This window comes from Bradyrhizobium sp. USDA 336 (assembly GCF_044908355.1).
In the GTDB taxonomy this organism is placed as follows: Bacteria; Pseudomonadota; Alphaproteobacteria; order Rhizobiales; family Xanthobacteraceae; genus Bradyrhizobium; species Bradyrhizobium yuanmingense.
This window is the reverse complement of the sequence record NZ_JBIYDC010000002.1, coordinates 5,840,224-5,855,758: the sequence shown is the minus strand read 5'-3', so window position 1 is coordinate 5,855,758 and position 15,535 is coordinate 5,840,224. Positions and strand designations below refer to the sequence as shown.

The window sequence follows — 15,535 nt, the reverse complement described above, 5'->3', positions numbered from 1 at the left end:
CGCAAATTGGATAACAATTCGCCAATGCTGGTGCTGGGCATCGAAACCACCTGCGACGAGACCGCCGCGGCCGTGATCGAACGCGCGGCCGACGGCAAGGGCAAGATCCTGTCCAACATCGTGCGGTCGCAGATCGCCGAGCATGCCCGCTTCGGCGGCGTGGTGCCGGAGATCGCCGCGCGCGCGCATGTCGACGTGCTCGATGGGATTATCGAGCGCGCCATGAACGAGGCCGGCATCGGGTATGCTCAGCTCGACGGCGTCGCGGCGGCCGCGGGGCCCGGGCTGATCGGCGGCGTCATCGTCGGACTCACCACCGCGAAGGCGATCGCGATGGTGCACGACACGCCGCTGGTCGCGGTGAACCATCTCGAAGCGCATGCGCTGACGCCGCGTCTCACCGACGGCATCGAATTTCCCTATTGCCTCTTCCTCGCCTCCGGCGGCCATACCCAGATCGTCGCGGTCACCGGCGTCGGCCAATATGTGCGGCTCGGCACCACGGTCGACGACGCCATCGGCGAGGCCTTCGACAAGGTCGCGAAAATGCTGGGCCTGCCCTATCCCGGCGGCCCGCAGGTCGAGCGCGCGGCGGCAGGCGGCGACGCCACGCGCTTTGCGTTTCCCCGGCCGATGCAGGGGCGCCCCGATGCCAATTTCTCGCTGTCGGGGCTGAAGACGGCGGTGCGCACCGAAGCGAGCCGGCTGGCCGAGCTCATGCCGCAGGACATCAACGATCTCTGCGCGAGCTTCCAGGCCGCCGTGCTCGATTCAACGGCCGACCGGCTGAGCGTCGGCCTGAAGCTTTTCCGCGAGCAGTTCGGCGCGCCGCGCGCGCTGGTCGCCGCCGGCGGCGTCGCCGCCAATCAGGCGATCCGCGGCGCGCTTGACGATGTCGCGAGGCAGGCCGGGACGCAGCTGATCATGCCACCGCCCGCGCTGTGCACCGACAACGGCGCCATGATCGCCTGGGCCGGCGCCGAGCGCCTGGCGCTCGGCCTGACCGACACGATGGACGCGCAGCCGCGCGCACGCTGGCTGCTCGATGCCAACGCGACGGCGCCCGCGGGCTACGGCAAGACTCGGGCGGGATTCTAGGGATGGCCGCGTTCCAATCCGTCGCAGTGATCGGCGCAGGCGCCTGGGGTACGGCGCTGGCGACGGTGGCGGTGCGAGCAGGGCGAAACGTGACGCTGTGGGCACGCAATGCCGAGCATGGCGCGCGGATCGCATCGACGCGCGACAACCCGCGGCTGCCGGGCGTGCGCATCGCGCCTGAGATCGTGGTGACGGGCGAGCTGGCGCTCGCCGCGCGCGCGGACATGCTGCTGATCGCGACGCCGGCGCAACATTTGCGCGGTGCCGTCAACATGCTGGCCTCGCACATCACGAAAGCGGTGCCGATCGTCGCCTGCGCCAAGGGTATCGAGCACGGCACCCACAAGTTCATGACCGACGTGATCGCCGAGGCCGCGCCGCACGCGCGGCCGGCGATCCTGTCGGGGCCGAGCTTTGCCGACGACGTCGCACGCGGCCTGCCGACGGCAGTGACCCTGGCGGCAAGCGATGAGGCGCTCGCCAGCAGCCTGGTGCAGGCGCTGGGCTCGCCGACATTCCGCCCCTATCACTCCACCGACATTCGCGGCGTCGAGATCGGTGGCGCCGCCAAGAACGTGCTGGCGATCGCGGTCGGCATTGCGGTCGGGCGCAAGCTCGGCGCCTCCGCGCAGGCGGCGCTCACGACCCGCGGCTTTGCCGAGCTGACGCGCCTCGGCCGTGCGCTCGGCGCACGCAGCGAGACGCTCACCGGCCTGTCGGGCCTCGGTGATCTCATTCTGACCTGCTCGAGCCCGCAATCGCGCAATTTCGCGCTCGGCCTCGCGCTCGGACGCGGCGAGCAGCCGCCCGCCGGCAAGCTCGCCGAGGGTGAGTTCACCGCCCCCGTGCTGATCGAGCTCGCGGCTTCGCAAGACATCGAATTGCCGGTATCCGAGGCGGTCGCATCGATCCTGAGCGGCCGAAGCACGATCGATGCCGCGATCTCGGCGCTGATGACGCGCCCCTTCAAGGCAGAGGAATAAGCTTGGCGTACTGGCTCGTGAAATCCGAACCGTCGGTGTGGTCCTGGGACCAGCAGGTTGCGAAGGGCGCCAAGGGCGAGGCCTGGACCGGCGTGCGCAATTTCACCGCGCGTCAGAACCTCGTGAACATGAAGAAGGGCGACAAGGCGTTCTTCTATCATTCCAACGAGGGCAAGGAGATCGTCGGCATCGCCGAGATCATCAAGGAGGCCTATCCCGATCCAACCGACAAGACCGGCAAATTCGTCTGCGTCGACATCAAGGCCGACAAACCCTTGAAGACGCCGGTGACGATGGTCGCGATCAAGGCGGAGAAGAAGCTCGCGGATATGGCGCTGGTGAAATATTCGCGCCTGTCGGTGCAGCCGGTGACGGCGGAGGAGTGGAAGCTCGTCTGCAAGATGGGCGGGCTGTAGTTACGTCGTTTCGTAGCCCGGATGGAGCGCAGCGCAATCCGGGAAAGTCTCGATTGAAGCCCGATCCCGGATTACGCTTCGCTCCATCCGGGCTACGATATCCGGGCTTGCGATTCCTCCAGCGCAAACACCTCGCACGGTGCGGCAATGCCGCGCAGCGAGTGCGACCCGAGCGCAACCAGCGGCATCTCCGTCTCGGCGGCGAGCGCGCCCGACACCAGCACCGTCCGGCCCAGCGGCTTGCACAATCCCTCCAGACGGCTGGCGAGATTGACGGCGGGGCCGATCGCGGTGAAGTCGAGCCGGTTGGCGGCGCCGATATTGCCCCAGAGCATCTCGCCGAGATGGAGCGCGGCGCCAAACGACAAAGGCGGCAGCCCTTGCGCGCGGCGCTCCTTGTTGAGGTACGCCATGCCCGCTTCGGCTGCGCTTGCCGCGCGCAGCGCGGCATCGCAGGCGCGGCGCGGTGACGCCTCGAGCACCGGAAAGATCGCGAGCACGCCGTCGCCGATGAATTTCAGCACCTCGCCGCCGAAGGCGTGAACCGCGCCGGCGATGCGATCAAACCAGGCATCGAGCGCCGCAATGACACCGGCCGGCGGGGTGGTCTCCGACAGGCTCGTGAAATTGCGCAGGTCCGCATAGAGCAGTGCGGCCTGGATGGTCTCGCCGAGATCGCGGCGCAGAGGCGCCGCCAGTACCCGCTCCGCGCTGCGCGTGCCGAGGTATGCATCGAGCGTTGCCCGCAAGGTGGCGCGCGCGGCGAGCACGGCCAGCGGCGTTGCGGCGAAACGCGCGGCCTGACGCAATTGCTCGATCTCATCTGCCGTGAATGGGCGCGGTCCGATCCAGCCGAGCAGCGGTCCAGCAGGCCGTCCGGCGACATCTTCATGCACCTCGCCGCGCGCGATATCGCGCAGCCAGCGGCGGCCGGCGTCGTCGGGTGGATCGGGCGCGAGGCCGCCCGGCGCGAAGCCGAGCGCTTCGATCACCTGGCCGCTGTCGGCACGCCACAGCCAGGTCCGCTTCGCGATCAGCGGATGCGGCACCTCCAGCGTCAGGGCGCCTGCCGCGAGCGGCACGCCGTCGGCGACCAGATGCGCGCCGAGCTCCGCGAGCAGGTGGTCGGCCCCGCGACAATCCGAGGCCGCATCGAGGAGCCAGGCGAGGGTCGGGGAGAGCTGCATCAGGCGATCATGGCGAAACCGGGTCGTCTTTGCCACGGGCAATCCTTGACGGAGCGCAGGGCCACCGCCATGTCCCATCGTCAGACCAGGGATGATCGCCGATGCCCGAGCCCTTCATAGTGCGACGCGAGACCCAGATCGCGGCCCCGCGCGCCACTGTCTTCGCCTACCTCACCGACCCCGAAAAGATCCTGAGCTGGATGGGCTCCGACGCAACCACGGAGCCTTATCCCGGCGGGCTCTACCTGCTCAAGGGCGTCAGCCCGGACGGCGCCGCCGCCCGCGGCGCGTTCCGCGAGGTCGTGCCGGTGCATCGTCTGGCCTACACGTTCGGGTGGGAGGGCGGTCAGGAAGTGCCGCCCGGCTCGAGCCTGATCGAGATCGACCTGATCGAGCAGGACGGCGGCACGCTGCTGCGCATGACCCATAGCGGCCTGCCGAACGAAGCGCAGGCGGCCGCTCATGCAACGGGTTGGGCGCACTACCTTGAGCGGCTCACGATCGCAGCCGCAGGCGGCGATCCCGGTCCGGACACGGGTGTGTCAGATAAGAAGTAGCTCTCGTAGGGTGGGCAACGGCGCGCTCTTCGCGCCGTGCCCACCACCCGTCACCATGGGCAAATGGTGGGCACGCTTCGTTTTGCCCACCCTACGAGAGCGTCGCTTCGTTACACCGCCGCGGTTGCCACCACCTGCGCCAGCAACTGCTCGCGCCTGGCCTGCGAGCGCTGACCCGTCATGGTCGCGGCGAAGCGCTCGAGGATGCCATCCTCGAAGGCGGTGACGATGGTGTCGTGGACGTAGCTCTTGCGGCAGATCGCCGGCGTGTTGGAGAGCTGGTCGGCGGCGGCGCGGATCGCATCCAGCACCTGCTTCTTGCGGCCGCGCTGGCTGCTCGCCGGCGTGATCCGCGACAGCGATTCCACCACGACGGCGGACGCCATCAGCGTGCGGAAATCTTTCAGCGAGATCTTGATGCCGGCAATCTCGCGCAGAAACGCGTTCACCTGGGTGGTGTTGACCGCGCGCACGATGCCGGAGGCATCGCGATACTGGAACATGCGCTTGCCGGGAACGCTCTGCAAAATGCCAATGGCGCGCACCAGCTTGGCGGCGTCGCACTCTTTGCGCACCGCCTTGCCACCCTTGGCCTTGAAGGTCAGCACGAAGCAATCGTCTTCCAGCGTGACGTTTGACTTCAGCAGCGTGGTCGCGCCGCGGGTGCCGTTGAGGCGGGCGTAAGATTCATTGCCGGGGCGGATTGCGGTGCGCGCGATCAGCTCGATCACGGCCGAGAGCGCGAACTCGCGCGTCGGCTCGTCCCCTGACAGGAACGCCGAGACCTTGCGCCGAATTTTCGGCAGCGCGCCGACGAGCTTTGCCAGGCGATGCGCCTTGCGCTGCTCGCGGACCTTCTCCCAGTCGGCGTGATAGCGGTATTGCAGCCGGCCCGCGGCATCGCGGCCCACCGCCTGAAGGTGCGAGTTCGGATCGGCGGAGTAGCGCACCTCGCGATAGGCCGGCGGCACCGCCATGGCGTGCAGCCGCCGGATGGTGCGGGCGTCGCGGATATGCGCGCCGTTGGGACGGACGAAGGAATAGCCCTTGCCGCGCCTGATACGACGGATGGTCAGCTCGTTTTGGTCGCCGAGCCGCAAGCCGAGCTCCTTGGCGAGGGCCTCGACCGTCGCCGCAGGCGCCGTGTCATAGGTCTTCTTGGGGCTCGGGCGCCTGAAACCGCCCGGTTTCGGCCATTGTCCGAGGGCCTTGGCCAGGGCAATGGCTGCAGGATCGGCTGAAGCGGGCCGTATCGTCCCGAGATTCTGCTGATCCATCATGGTCTTACGCCTTAGCCCTGTCCTGTTGTCGATCAATGCCGCTGTTGTGATTTTTGTTCCGAGGGGTCTCTTTGGACCCGGGTTGGCCATTTAGGGTGTTCCGAACACGATTGCGAGTCCCGAATCAGTGAGAAGAGGTTGCTAAATACCTCTCCTCGGCGCATGGGGGGTCTGCAGCGTCCCTGCTGGCGGTTTGGGTAAAGAGCCGGAAGGCGCCCGTCGCCCTGTTTCAGATTTGCGACGCGACCCGCCCAGACCTTGATCCTCCGCATGGCCGGCTGCCCGTCGAAGGTCCAGCTTGTGCTCCTTGTCGGGCCCGGTTAGCCCGACGCATAATCCATCGAATGATGCTGCCGGCATTGCCTGAGCTTGCCGCATGTGGAGGGAAGCATGTCCGAGAAGATCTACGATATCCCCGCGGAGTGGGCGAAGCGCGCCTGGGTCGACCAGGCCAAGTACAAGGAGATGTACGCCCGTTCGATCTCGGACCCGAACGGTTTCTGGGCGGAGCAGGCCAAGCGCATCGACTGGATGAAGGCGCCGACTAAAATCGAGAACGTCTCGTTCGCGCCGGGCAACATCTCGATCAAATGGTTCGAGGACGGCGTGCTCAACGTCGCCTACAACTGCATCGACCGGCATCTGCCTGCGCGCGCCAACCAGACCGCGATCATCTGGGAAGGCGACGATCCCTCGCAGTCCAAGCACATCACCTACAAGGAGCTGCATGACGAGGTCTGCCGGATGGCCAACATCCTGCGCACCCGCAACGTCGGGAAGGGCGACCGCGTCACCATCTACCTGCCGATGATCCCGGAAGCTGCTTACGCGATGCTGGCCTGCGCGCGGATCGGCGCCATCCACTCCGTGGTATTCGCGGGCTTCTCGCCTGACAGCCTCGCCCAACGCATCAACGACTGCCAATCCAAGGTGATCATCACCGCGGACGAGGGCCTGCGCGGCGGCAAGAAGGTGCCGCTGAAGGCCAATGTCGATGCGGCGCTCAGCAAGGCCGACGGCGTCGACTGGGTCGTCGTGGTCAAGCGCACCGGCGCCAAGGTCGACATGAACCCGACGCGCGATCTCTGGTACCACGAGGCGGCGGCGATGGTGACCACGGAATGCCCGGTCGAGCACATGCACGCCGAGGACCCGCTGTTCATCCTCTACACGTCGGGCTCGACCGGCCAGCCCAAGGGCGTGCTGCACACCTCCGGCGGCTATCTCGTGTTCGCCTCGATGACGCATCAATACGTCTTCGACTATCACGACGGCGACATCTACTGGTGCACCGCCGACGTCGGCTGGGTCACCGGCCACAGCTACATCCTCTATGGGCCGCTCGCCAACGGCGCGACCACGCTGATGTTCGAGGGCGTGCCCAATTATCCGGATAATTCGCGGTTCTGGAACGTCATCGACAAGCACAAGGTCAACATCTTCTACACCGCGCCGACCGCGATCCGCGCGCTGATGCAGTCCGGCGACGAACCGGTGAAGAAGACCTCGCGCGCCTCGCTCCGTCTGCTCGGCTCGGTCGGCGAGCCCATCAATCCCGAAGCCTGGGAGTGGTATCACCGCGTCGTCGGCGACGACCGCTGCCCGATCGTCGACACGTGGTGGCAGACCGAGACCGGCGGCATTCTGATCACGCCGCTGCCGGGCGCGACCAAGCTGAAGCCCGGCTCGGCGACGCAACCGTTCTTCGGCGTGGTGCCTGAGATCGTCGATGCCGACGGCAAGGTGCTGGAAGGCGAGACATCAGGCAATCTCTGCCTGACGCGCTCGTGGCCGGGCCAGATGCGCACGGTCTACGGCGACCATGCCCGCTTCGAGCAGACCTATTTCTCGACCTATAAGGGCAAGTACTTCACCGGCGACGGCTGCCGCCGCGACGCCGACGGCTATTACTGGATCACCGGCCGCGTCGACGACGTCATCAACGTCTCCGGCCACCGCATGGGCACCGCCGAAGTCGAGAGCGCGCTGGTCGCGCATGAGAAGGTGTCGGAAGCCGCCGTCGTCGGCTTCCCGCACGACATCAAGGGTCAGGGCATCTACGCCTATGTCACCCTGATGGCCGGCGTGCAGCCGAGCGACGAGCTGCGCAAGGAGCTCGTGACCTGGGTGCGCAAGGAGATCGGCCCGATCGCCTCGCCCGACCAGATCCAGTTCGCCCCGGGCCTGCCCAAGACCCGCTCCGGCAAGATCATGCGCCGCATCCTGCGCAAGATCGCCGAGGACGAGCCGGGCAGCCTCGGCGACACCTCGACGCTCGCCGATCCCGCCGTTGTCGATGATCTCGTCAAGAACCGGCAGAACAAGAAGTCGGCGTAAGGCGAGTTCGTGCCCCGGACGCAGCGCAGCGCTCCTTCAGCGGTGCGCTGCTGAGCCGGGGCCCAGCGATCGACCGAAAGAAAGAACTGGGTCCCGGATCGGCGCTCCGCCTCGCTGCGCTTGTCCGGGACACGAGAGCGCGTCTCCCTCTCAACCAACGGCCATTCACACCCTCACGCTGTTGTCAGCGGGCGCGGCAGCGCGCCTGCATCTTTCCCGCCGAGTGTTGTTTTCTGGTCATTTACTTTATTTCGAACATTTCCTTTGTTCCCCCTGCTGGCCTGCCCTCGGCAGCCGCGCGCGGAAACCATTGGGTTAACGGGCGCCGTTAAGAATGAGCATCGACGAGGGCTTGGTGCGGCGACGATTGCCGGTTCTGCGTCATTTTGGACGATCCGATTTGGGCAAGGGGAAGCATCGATGTCGATGAGGATTGCGGTGGCGCTGGCCGCCACCATCGCGGCTGGGGCCTTGACGTCGACGGCGGCGCAGGCGCGGCCGGAAATGGTGGGGGCGCACCTGGCCGACTATTCGCCGGGCACCATCGTGGTCAAAACCAGCGAGCGGCGGCTTTATCTCATCCTCGGGAACGGCCAGGCCGTGCGCTATCCGGTCGGCGTCGGCAAAGCCGGCAAGCAGTGGGCCGGCACCACGAAGATCGACGGCAAATATCTCAATCCGGCCTGGGCGCCGCCCGCCGAGGTGAAGCGCGACAAGCCTGGTATCCCCGACGTCATTCCGGGCGGCTCGCCGCGCAACCCGATGGGCGTTGCGGCGATGACGCTCGCCGGCGGCGAATATGCGATCCACGGCACCAACGTGCCGGGCTCGATCGGCGGCTTCGTCTCCTATGGCTGCATCCGCATGCTCAACGACGACATCACCGATCTCTACGGCCGCGTCTCCGTCGGCACGACGGTGGTCGTGACGCGCTGATCGCCTGAATCAGCCGAGATGAAATGAAAGGCCGCGTCTTCGACGCGGCCTTTTTATTGCCAGAACCGCCAGCCGCGCGCGCACCAGCCGTCGCGATGGCCGCCATTGTAGCTGCGCACGAAGCCGCCGGCGAGCAGTGCCGCCGAAACGTTCGCAGTCCGCCGGGTCGCGACGTCGGCGAGGACTCGGCCGTATTTGTCGGGAGCGAGATTGGTAATGGTCACGCCGCCCTGGCCGAGCAGATCGCGCAAGGCACGGGCCGCAGCTTCGGCCTTGTCCAGCTCCTCCTGGCAGGATGCTTTCAATTCGGGCGCATCGATGCCGCGCAGCCGAATGCGGACCACGGGATCGCGTCCCTCGTGCAGACGAACACGGGCGAGAAAAGTGTCGCCATCGATGGCGCGGATGAATTCGACGGGCCGCACATCCGCGTGGCCGGTCTGCTGAAGAACGATCTCGGCATCTCCAGTGCGATCGGTATCGGGAACAAGCCAGTGCGTTCCATGGCGGAATGTGAGCACGACGGCCAGCCCGATGCCCACTACGAACATCCAGGGCAATAGGCCGGAGAAGCGGCGGCCGAACGGCGAGCCGCTGAACTGCGGCCGATAGGAATTGGGGCGATCCTGGAAACGCATCAGCTCACGCTATGACTGAGTCGGGGGAACTCACAAGCATGAGCGCGTCCATGAACGAAGCCGAATGCGCCCGGAGGCCATGCACGAAAGTTCCGTCTCTCAGAAGTCAGCCGTAGTTCTACTGGGGATTCGCGAATATTTTCCAATTCTCAATCATTGGTTGCGAATAGCTGTTATACGACAAACCGAGGGGAGATCGCCGTGAGGTCATTGAGGTTTCGCATTGGAACAAAGCTCGGCATCGTGACAGGCGTGAGCGTCGTGCTGGTCGGCGGCATGCTGACCAATCAGATGCTCGGCAACCGCTCCATTGCCGAATCCAATCGCCTCGTCACGATCAACTATCTCAACAAGGGCAATGCGCAGGCGGCTCAGACGGCGATGGCACGCGCGCAGCTCGCCGCTCTCGAACTCGGCTCGGCACCGTCAGCCGGAGAGGTGGACAGGCTCCTTGAGCTTCTCCGTACCCGGGCCGGCGAGGCCGGCACCGAAATCGATGCCGCGAGAGAGCGGGCGACCCGCAAGGTCACACAGGACGCTTACCGCGAGACCAAGAAATTCGTCGATGCGTATCTGGCCAGCGGCGTCGAGCTCGCCGCGGCGCAAAAGGCGGTCATCGCCGCCCCCGCGGGTGGCGCCAAGCTTGCAGCAGAGTCGGCAAGGGCAAGCATTCTCGCAGAGCATATGCGTCCGGCAGCACAGGAAGTCAGCAAGCGCATCGACGATCTCGTCGGCGTCGCCAACGAATTCGCCGCGCGCCGCAAGGGCGAGATGCTGGCCGAGCTGGACCGCGTCGCCAATTTCGCTTTGATCGTCGGCCTATTCGTCGTCCTGACGTTGGTCGGCTCCGCAGTCTTTTCCGTCTTGAACGTCGCCCGTCCGATCCGTCGCATTGGCGATGTGCTCCTGCAGCTCGCCGGAGGCAACAAGGCGATCGAAATTCCCTACACCCGCCGTGGCGACGAGGTCGGCGATAACGCCCGCGCGGCACAGGCCTTCAAGGACAATCTGATCCGCATCGAGCAGATGGAAGCCGAGCAGAAGAACCATCAAGCCGCTGCGGCCGCTCAGCGCAAGCAGGAGATGACGCGGCTTGCCAACGCGTTCGAAACTGCGGTCGGCGGCATCATCGACTCGGTGTCGGCTGCATCCCAGGAGCTCGAATCCGCTGCCGGCACGTTGTCGGGTACGGCCGAACAGACCCAGCAGCTCTCCGGAATGGTCGCCGCCGCCTCGGAGGAAGCCTCGACCAATGTCGGGGCCGTGGCGTCCGCGGCCGAGGAAATGAGCACGTCGGTCGTCGAGATCGGCCGTCAGGTGCACGATTCCAGCCGTATCGCCGGCGATGCGGTCAAGCAGGCCGAGCGCACCGATGCCCGGATCAACGAGCTGCTCAAGGCGGCGGGCCGCATCGGCGACGTCGTCAAATTGATCACGGCGATCGCCGAACAGACCAACCTCCTGGCGCTAAACGCAACGATCGAGGCGGCCCGCGCCGGCGAGTCCGGCCGCGGCTTTGCGGTCGTGGCGAGCGAGGTCAAGGCGCTCGCGGCGCAAACCGCGCGAGCGACCGAGGAAATCAGCGCGCAGATCGCCGGCATGCAATCGGCAACGCAGGACTCCGTCGGAGCGATCAAGGAAATCGGAACGACCATCGGCCGCATCTCCGATATTTCGACGACCATTGCCGCGACGATCGAACAGCAGGGCGCAGCGACGGCCGAGATTGCGCGAAACGTCAGCGAAGCCGCCAAGGGAACGGTCGAAGTCGCGGACAAGATCGCCCAGGTCAGCCATGGCGCGAGCGCGACCGGCGCGGCGTCGGGACAAGTGTTGGCGTCGGCGCGTTCACTGTCGAGCGAAAGCAGCCTCCTGAAGACGGAGGTCGAGAAGTTCCTCAGCACCGTGCGCGCCGCGTAATGCGCAACGAAGCGGCGAGCACGATTGCCGTGCTCGCCGGACATTCATGAAGCCCCCGGGATTGCCCGGGTTTGACCGGGGTCATAATCAACAATAGGTTGAATATTGAGCCGTAAGCAACTCGCTTGCGGAACCTGTTCAGCGAGTCCCCGCCATGAATATCGATGCGTCGTCCCCCGATTCGCTCGAGCGAATCGCCGAACTCGTTCGTCAGCAAGATAGTTCTCTCGACACCACGCTGCTTCCGCCGGTGGAGGGGTTCCAAACCAGGACCGTCGCGCTCGAAACGCTGATGCGCGAGGTGACGGAGTGCCTGGCGGACGGCTTCCGGCATCGCTCGCCGCAAGACTTTCCCATGCTCTATTTTGCATGCGGCAAGGCGCGCGTCGGATCGACGGCCCTGAGCAATCTGTTCGGCATGACCGGGATGCCTTCCTATTATCAGCCTTTGAAGGCCATGCTGCGCGATGCGCTCGTCGGCAAGAGGCCGGCGCCGTGGGCCGTGCCGTCGGCAGACGACGAGCCGCACATCTTCAGCAAGGAAACGATCGGGCCCTACGTGCTCGCCGAGAGCCTGTTCAATCCGCTCAAGCTGCTGATCGAGGCGGGCTATCCGCGGCACCGGCTGCATCTCATCATGCTCGACCGTGAGCCGGCGAGTTCACTGGCATCGTGGCTCGACAAGCTGATCTCGCGCGCGCCTGCAGATGTATTGTTGCGGCACTATGTCGTCGCCGCGCTCAACGCGGCTCAAGTCGCAAGCTACGCCCAGCGACAGGGCGTTGCCGTCACTCACTACGTTTATGAGGTGAGCAAGGAGGCCGTGTCCTCGGTTCGTGTCCTGTTCGAACGGATCGGCCTTTCGGGCAGCTTCAACGAGAATGCCGTGACGTCCTGGCGTGAGCCGGGAGACTCGCACGCGAACAATGCGCGCGTCATCTTCCCGAGCGAAGCGACGATCTACAAGGTGCCCAATCTGCACACCTCCGACAGTGCCTATCGCTACCAGCGGCGTGCGACGGCCTCTCTGAGCGAAGCGCAACGCGAGGCTCTGGAGCGCTGCGGGGTCAATGATGCGTATCGCGCCGCGGTCGCCGCCTGCGTTCGCGATCTCGGCCTGAATGCGGCACTGTCGCAACGTCTGTTCGGCGACTGGTTTGCTGCGGCTGCGTGATCGTCATGCTGGACATTCCCACCGGAGCCGATTCCGCACTCCATGAAGGTGCTGGCGGCAAGCAGCGTCACGTCGCCAGCCACCTCCGCCGGCTGGAGGCGGAAAGCATCCACATTCTGCGAGAGACGGCGGCCGAGTTCCGCAAGCCGGTCATGCTGTATTCGATCGGGAAGGACTCGTCGGTGCTGCTGCATCTGGCGATGAAGGCCTTTGATCCCGGCAGGCCGCCGTTTCCGCTGCTGCATGTCGATACGACCTGGAAGTTTCGCGAGATGATCGCGTTTCGGGACCGACGCGCGCGCGAGCTCGGGCTCGACCTGATCGTCCATACCAACACTGACGGATTGAGCCAGGGCGTCGACCCCTTCACCCACGGCTCGGCCCGCTACACCGACGTCATGAAGACGCAAGCGCTGCGACAGGCGCTGGACTTCCACGGCTTCGACGCCGCGATCGGAGGCGCGCGGCGCGACGAGGAGAAGTCGCGCGCCAAGGAGCGCGTGTTCTCGCACCGCAGCGCCGCGCATCGCTGGGATCCGAAGAACCAGCGGCCGGAGCTGTGGGGCCTGTACAACACGAGGCTCGCGCCCGGTGAGAGCATGCGGGTGTTTCCGCTGTCGAACTGGACCGAGATCGACGTGTGGGACTACATCCTGCTCGAGGACATCCCGATCGTTCCGCTCTATCTCGCAGCGTCGCGCCCGGTGGTCGAGCGCGACGGTGCGCTGATCATGGTGGACGACGACCGGATGCCGCTGCAGCCTGGCGAAGAACCGCAATGGCGCTCCGTCAGGTTTCGCACCCTCGGCTGCTATCCCCTCACCGGCGCAACGAGCTCGACGGCGGCAACCCTGCCCGAGATCGTGCAGGAGATGATGGCGTCGCGTACCTCCGAACGACAGGGACGCATGATCGACCGGGACAGTCCCGCATCGATGGAGCGCAAGAAGGCGGAAGGTTATTTCTGATGTCCTATCACGAGGCACCGACCATTGCCGCCACCGATGCGCCGCGGCTCGACCAGGAGGATCGCCCGACGCTGCGTTTCGTCACCTGCGGCAGCGTCGACGACGGCAAGAGCACGCTGGTCGGTCGGCTGCTCTACGATTCGAAGACGCTGCTCGACGACCAGCTCGACGCGCTCGCCTCGGAGAGCAAGACCGCCGGCACCACCGGCGGCGACCTCGACTTCGCGCTGCTGGTCGACGGGTTGCAGGCCGAGCGCGAGCAGGGCATCACCATCGACGTGGCCTACCGCTTCTTCGCCACGAAGCTGCGCCGCTTCATCGTCGCCGACACGCCGGGACATGCGCAATATACGCGCAATATGGCGACCGGTGCTTCCAATGCCGATCTCGCCGTGGTGCTGGTCGACGCGCGCAAGGGCGTGATCACGCAGACGCGGCGTCACAGCCACATCCTGTCGCTGCTCGGCATCCGCCACGTCGTGCTCGCCGTGAACAAGATGGACCTGATCGGATTTGACGGCGATCGCTTCGCTTCCATCACCGCCGAATACCTGACTCTGGCCGGCCAGCTCGGGATCTCCCAGGTCCAGTGCATCCCGGTCGTTGCGCCCGACGGCGACAACATCGTCGCTGCGAGCACGCGCATGCCCTGGTACGAGGGGCCGACCATTACGGCCTATCTGGAATCCGTGGACGTCGCCGGCGACGCCTCGCAGCAGCCGTTCCGGCTGCCGGTGCAATGGGTGAGCCGGCCGCATGCGGATTTTCGCGGCTTCTGCGGACGGATCACGAGCGGAACGATCGCGGTGGGCGATGCCGTTCGCGCGCAACCATCGGGACACCAGACCCGCATCGCGCGCATTCTCACGCCCGCCGGCGAGCGCAATCACGCAAGGTCGGGCGAGTCCATCACCCTCACGCTCGCCGATGAGATCGACGTCAGCCGCGGCGACGTGCTCACCGCCGGATCTGCAGCGCCGGTGTCGGATCAGCTCGCGGCCCATCTCGTCTGGTTCGATGGCGAGGCCATGGTCGCCGGCCGGCGCTATCTGCTCCGGTGCGGCACCGCCTCGACCGGCGCGGTGATCACGGAGCTCAAGCACCGGATCGCCATCGACACCATGGCGCGGGAAAGCGCCGCCACGCTCGACGTCAATGAGATCGGCTATGTCCATCTCGATCTCGACCGCCCGCTGGTGTTCGAGGCCTATCGCGACAACCGCGAGATGGGCAGTTTCATCCTGATCGACCCGATCAGCCATCGCACTGCCGCGGCGGGAATGATCGACATGTCGCTCCGCCGCGCCACCAACGTTCATTGGCAGCGGCTTGCGGTCGACAAATCCGTGCGGGCTCGGCTGAAGCAGCAACGGCCCTGCGTGCTCTGGTTCACGGGGCTGAGCGGCGCCGGCAAATCGACCATCGCCAATCTCGTCGACAGCCGGCTCGCCGAGCTTGGGCGCCATGCCGCGTTGATCGACGGCGACAATCTTCGTCACGGCATCAACCGCGACCTCGGCTTTTCCAACGCGGAGAGAACGGAGAACGTCCGGCGCGTCGCGGAGATCGCGGGGCTGTTCGTCGAGGCCGGCTTGATCGCGCTGGTGGCGCTGATCTCGCCGTTCCGCAGCGAGCGCGAGCTGGCGCGCCAGCGGCTCGAAGCGGGCGAGTTCATCGAGATCCATGTCGCGACGCCGCTTGCCGAATGCGAGCGCCGCGATCCCAAGGGTCTCTATCGCAAGGCTAGGTCGGGCCAGCTACCGGCATTCACCGGCATCGATGCCCCCTACGAAGCGCCGCTGGCGCCCGACATCACCATCGACACCTCGGAGCTGTCGAGCGAGGCGGCCTGCGAACGCATCATCCGCTACTTGCGAGAGCACAATTACCTGTAGCGAGCCAAGGCAAGACGAGATTCGGTCTGATGCGGCCGCGAAGGAGCTTCGCTCCCTCTCCCGCTTGCGGGAGAGGGCTGGGGAGAGGGTGTATCCGCAATGGGATAATCCCTTAGAGAAGAAAGCCCTCACCCGCGCCTGCGGCG

13 protein-coding genes are annotated in these 15,535 nt (G+C 65.9%); 10 read left to right on the top strand and 3 right to left on the bottom strand.

The genetic code is table 11. From position 1 onward, the window contains the following. Nucleotides 1-24 precede the first annotated feature (24 nt). From tsaD to ABIA45_RS28440, 3 genes are read left to right on the top strand one after another with little or no spacing between them, the layout of a single operon-like run. Nucleotides 25-1,098, top strand: coding sequence for a tRNA (adenosine(37)-N6)-threonylcarbamoyltransferase complex transferase subunit TsaD (gene tsaD / locus ABIA45_RS28450; RefSeq protein ID WP_404545030.1), 1,074 nt, complete (start codon nt 25-27; stop codon nt 1,096-1,098). Nucleotides 1,099-1,100: 2 nt separating this feature from the next. After that, entirely contained in the window at nt 1,101-2,081 is a 981-nt protein-coding gene (locus ABIA45_RS28445) for an NAD(P)H-dependent glycerol-3-phosphate dehydrogenase (RefSeq protein WP_404545028.1), read from the top strand. A 2-nt stretch (nt 2,082-2,083) separates the two neighbouring features. After that, on the top strand, nt 2,084-2,497 hold the full coding sequence (locus ABIA45_RS28440; RefSeq protein ID WP_271543172.1) for an EVE domain-containing protein: 414 nt from the start codon (nt 2,084-2,086) through the stop codon (nt 2,495-2,497). 92 nt (nt 2,498-2,589) lie between these two features. Here the strand turns inward: ABIA45_RS28440 and ABIA45_RS28435 are convergent, their stop codons facing one another. Beyond that, nucleotides 2,590-3,684, bottom strand: a complete 1,095-nt coding sequence (locus tag ABIA45_RS28435; RefSeq protein WP_271543684.1) for an adenylate/guanylate cyclase domain-containing protein — start codon at nt 3,682-3,684, stop codon at nt 2,590-2,592. Nucleotides 3,685-3,785: 101 nt separating this feature from the next. Between ABIA45_RS28435 and ABIA45_RS28430 the strand changes: the two genes are divergently transcribed. Then, complete coding sequence (locus ABIA45_RS28430; RefSeq protein ID WP_404545026.1) at nt 3,786-4,241, top strand: SRPBCC domain-containing protein; 456 nt, start codon at nt 3,786-3,788, stop codon at nt 4,239-4,241. Nucleotides 4,242-4,351: 110 nt separating this feature from the next. On the opposite strand, the gene ABIA45_RS28425 is transcribed toward ABIA45_RS28430, so the two are convergent. Continuing rightward, the gene (locus ABIA45_RS28425; protein WP_271543173.1) at nt 4,352-5,521 is read right to left on the bottom strand and encodes a DNA topoisomerase IB; all 1,170 of its coding nucleotides are present in this window, start codon (nt 5,519-5,521) and stop codon (nt 4,352-4,354) included. Between the two features lie 390 nt (nt 5,522-5,911). Here ABIA45_RS28425 and acs point away from each other — a divergent pair, with 390 nt between their 5' ends. Continuing rightward, nucleotides 5,912-7,858, top strand: coding sequence for an acetate--CoA ligase (acs, locus tag ABIA45_RS28420; protein WP_157285120.1), 1,947 nt, complete (start codon nt 5,912-5,914; stop codon nt 7,856-7,858). 420 nt (nt 7,859-8,278) lie between these two features. After that, nucleotides 8,279-8,794 (top strand): L,D-transpeptidase, encoded by a 516-nt coding sequence (locus tag ABIA45_RS28415; RefSeq protein ID WP_036024233.1) that lies wholly within the window; start codon nt 8,279-8,281, stop codon nt 8,792-8,794. A gap of 53 nt (nt 8,795-8,847) precedes the next feature. Here ABIA45_RS28415 and ABIA45_RS28410 read toward each other — a convergent pair whose 3' ends face one another. Next, the gene (locus ABIA45_RS28410; protein ID WP_275513670.1) at nt 8,848-9,432 is read right to left on the bottom strand and encodes a thermonuclease family protein; all 585 of its coding nucleotides are present in this window, start codon (nt 9,430-9,432) and stop codon (nt 8,848-8,850) included. Between the two features lie 201 nt (nt 9,433-9,633). Between ABIA45_RS28410 and ABIA45_RS28405 the strand changes: the two genes are divergently transcribed. The 4 genes from ABIA45_RS28405 to cysN all read left to right on the top strand — a co-directional run bounded on the left by ABIA45_RS28405 (nt 9,634) and on the right by cysN (nt 15,389). Then, a complete protein-coding gene (locus ABIA45_RS28405) occupies nt 9,634-11,352 on the top strand; it encodes a methyl-accepting chemotaxis protein (RefSeq protein WP_404654488.1) in 1,719 nt (572 codons plus the stop codon). A gap of 154 nt (nt 11,353-11,506) precedes the next feature. Next, on the top strand, nt 11,507-12,526 hold the full coding sequence (locus ABIA45_RS28400; protein WP_271543174.1) for a sulfotransferase family protein: 1,020 nt from the start codon (nt 11,507-11,509) through the stop codon (nt 12,524-12,526). Between the two features lie 5 nt (nt 12,527-12,531). Further along, a complete protein-coding gene (cysD, locus tag ABIA45_RS28395; RefSeq protein ID WP_404545020.1) occupies nt 12,532-13,494 on the top strand; it encodes a sulfate adenylyltransferase subunit CysD in 963 nt (320 codons plus the stop codon). Then, complete coding sequence (cysN, locus tag ABIA45_RS28390) at nt 13,494-15,389, top strand: sulfate adenylyltransferase subunit CysN (RefSeq protein ID WP_404545018.1); 1,896 nt, start codon at nt 13,494-13,496, stop codon at nt 15,387-15,389. The genes cysD and cysN overlap by 1 nt, the downstream gene beginning before the upstream one ends. Nucleotides 15,390-15,535 lie beyond the last annotated feature (146 nt).

Bases quoted from the DNA above. Each gene is read 5' to 3' on its own strand.
- tsaD (WP_404545030.1), top strand. From the start codon at position 25: ATGCTGGTGCTGGGCATCGAAACCACCTGCGACGAGACCGCCGCGGCC.
- ABIA45_RS28445 (WP_404545028.1), top strand. From the start codon at position 1,101: ATGGCCGCGTTCCAATCCGTCGCAGTGATCGGCGCAGGCGCCTGGGGT.
- ABIA45_RS28435 (WP_271543684.1), bottom strand. From the start codon at position 3,684: ATGCAGCTCTCCCCGACCCTCGCCTGGCTCCTCGATGCGGCCTCGGAT.
- ABIA45_RS28430 (WP_404545026.1), top strand. From the start codon at position 3,786: ATGCCCGAGCCCTTCATAGTGCGACGCGAGACCCAGATCGCGGCCCCG.
- ABIA45_RS28425 (WP_271543173.1), bottom strand. From the start codon at position 5,521: ATGATGGATCAGCAGAATCTCGGGACGATACGGCCCGCTTCAGCCGAT.
- acs (WP_157285120.1), top strand. From the start codon at position 5,912: ATGTCCGAGAAGATCTACGATATCCCCGCGGAGTGGGCGAAGCGCGCC.
- ABIA45_RS28415 (WP_036024233.1), top strand. From the start codon at position 8,279: ATGTCGATGAGGATTGCGGTGGCGCTGGCCGCCACCATCGCGGCTGGG.
- ABIA45_RS28410 (WP_275513670.1), bottom strand. From the start codon at position 9,432: ATGCGTTTCCAGGATCGCCCCAATTCCTATCGGCCGCAGTTCAGCGGC.
- ABIA45_RS28400 (WP_271543174.1), top strand. From the start codon at position 11,507: ATGAATATCGATGCGTCGTCCCCCGATTCGCTCGAGCGAATCGCCGAA.
- cysD (WP_404545020.1), top strand. From the start codon at position 12,532: ATGCTGGACATTCCCACCGGAGCCGATTCCGCACTCCATGAAGGTGCT.
- cysN (WP_404545018.1), top strand. From the start codon at position 13,494: ATGTCCTATCACGAGGCACCGACCATTGCCGCCACCGATGCGCCGCGG.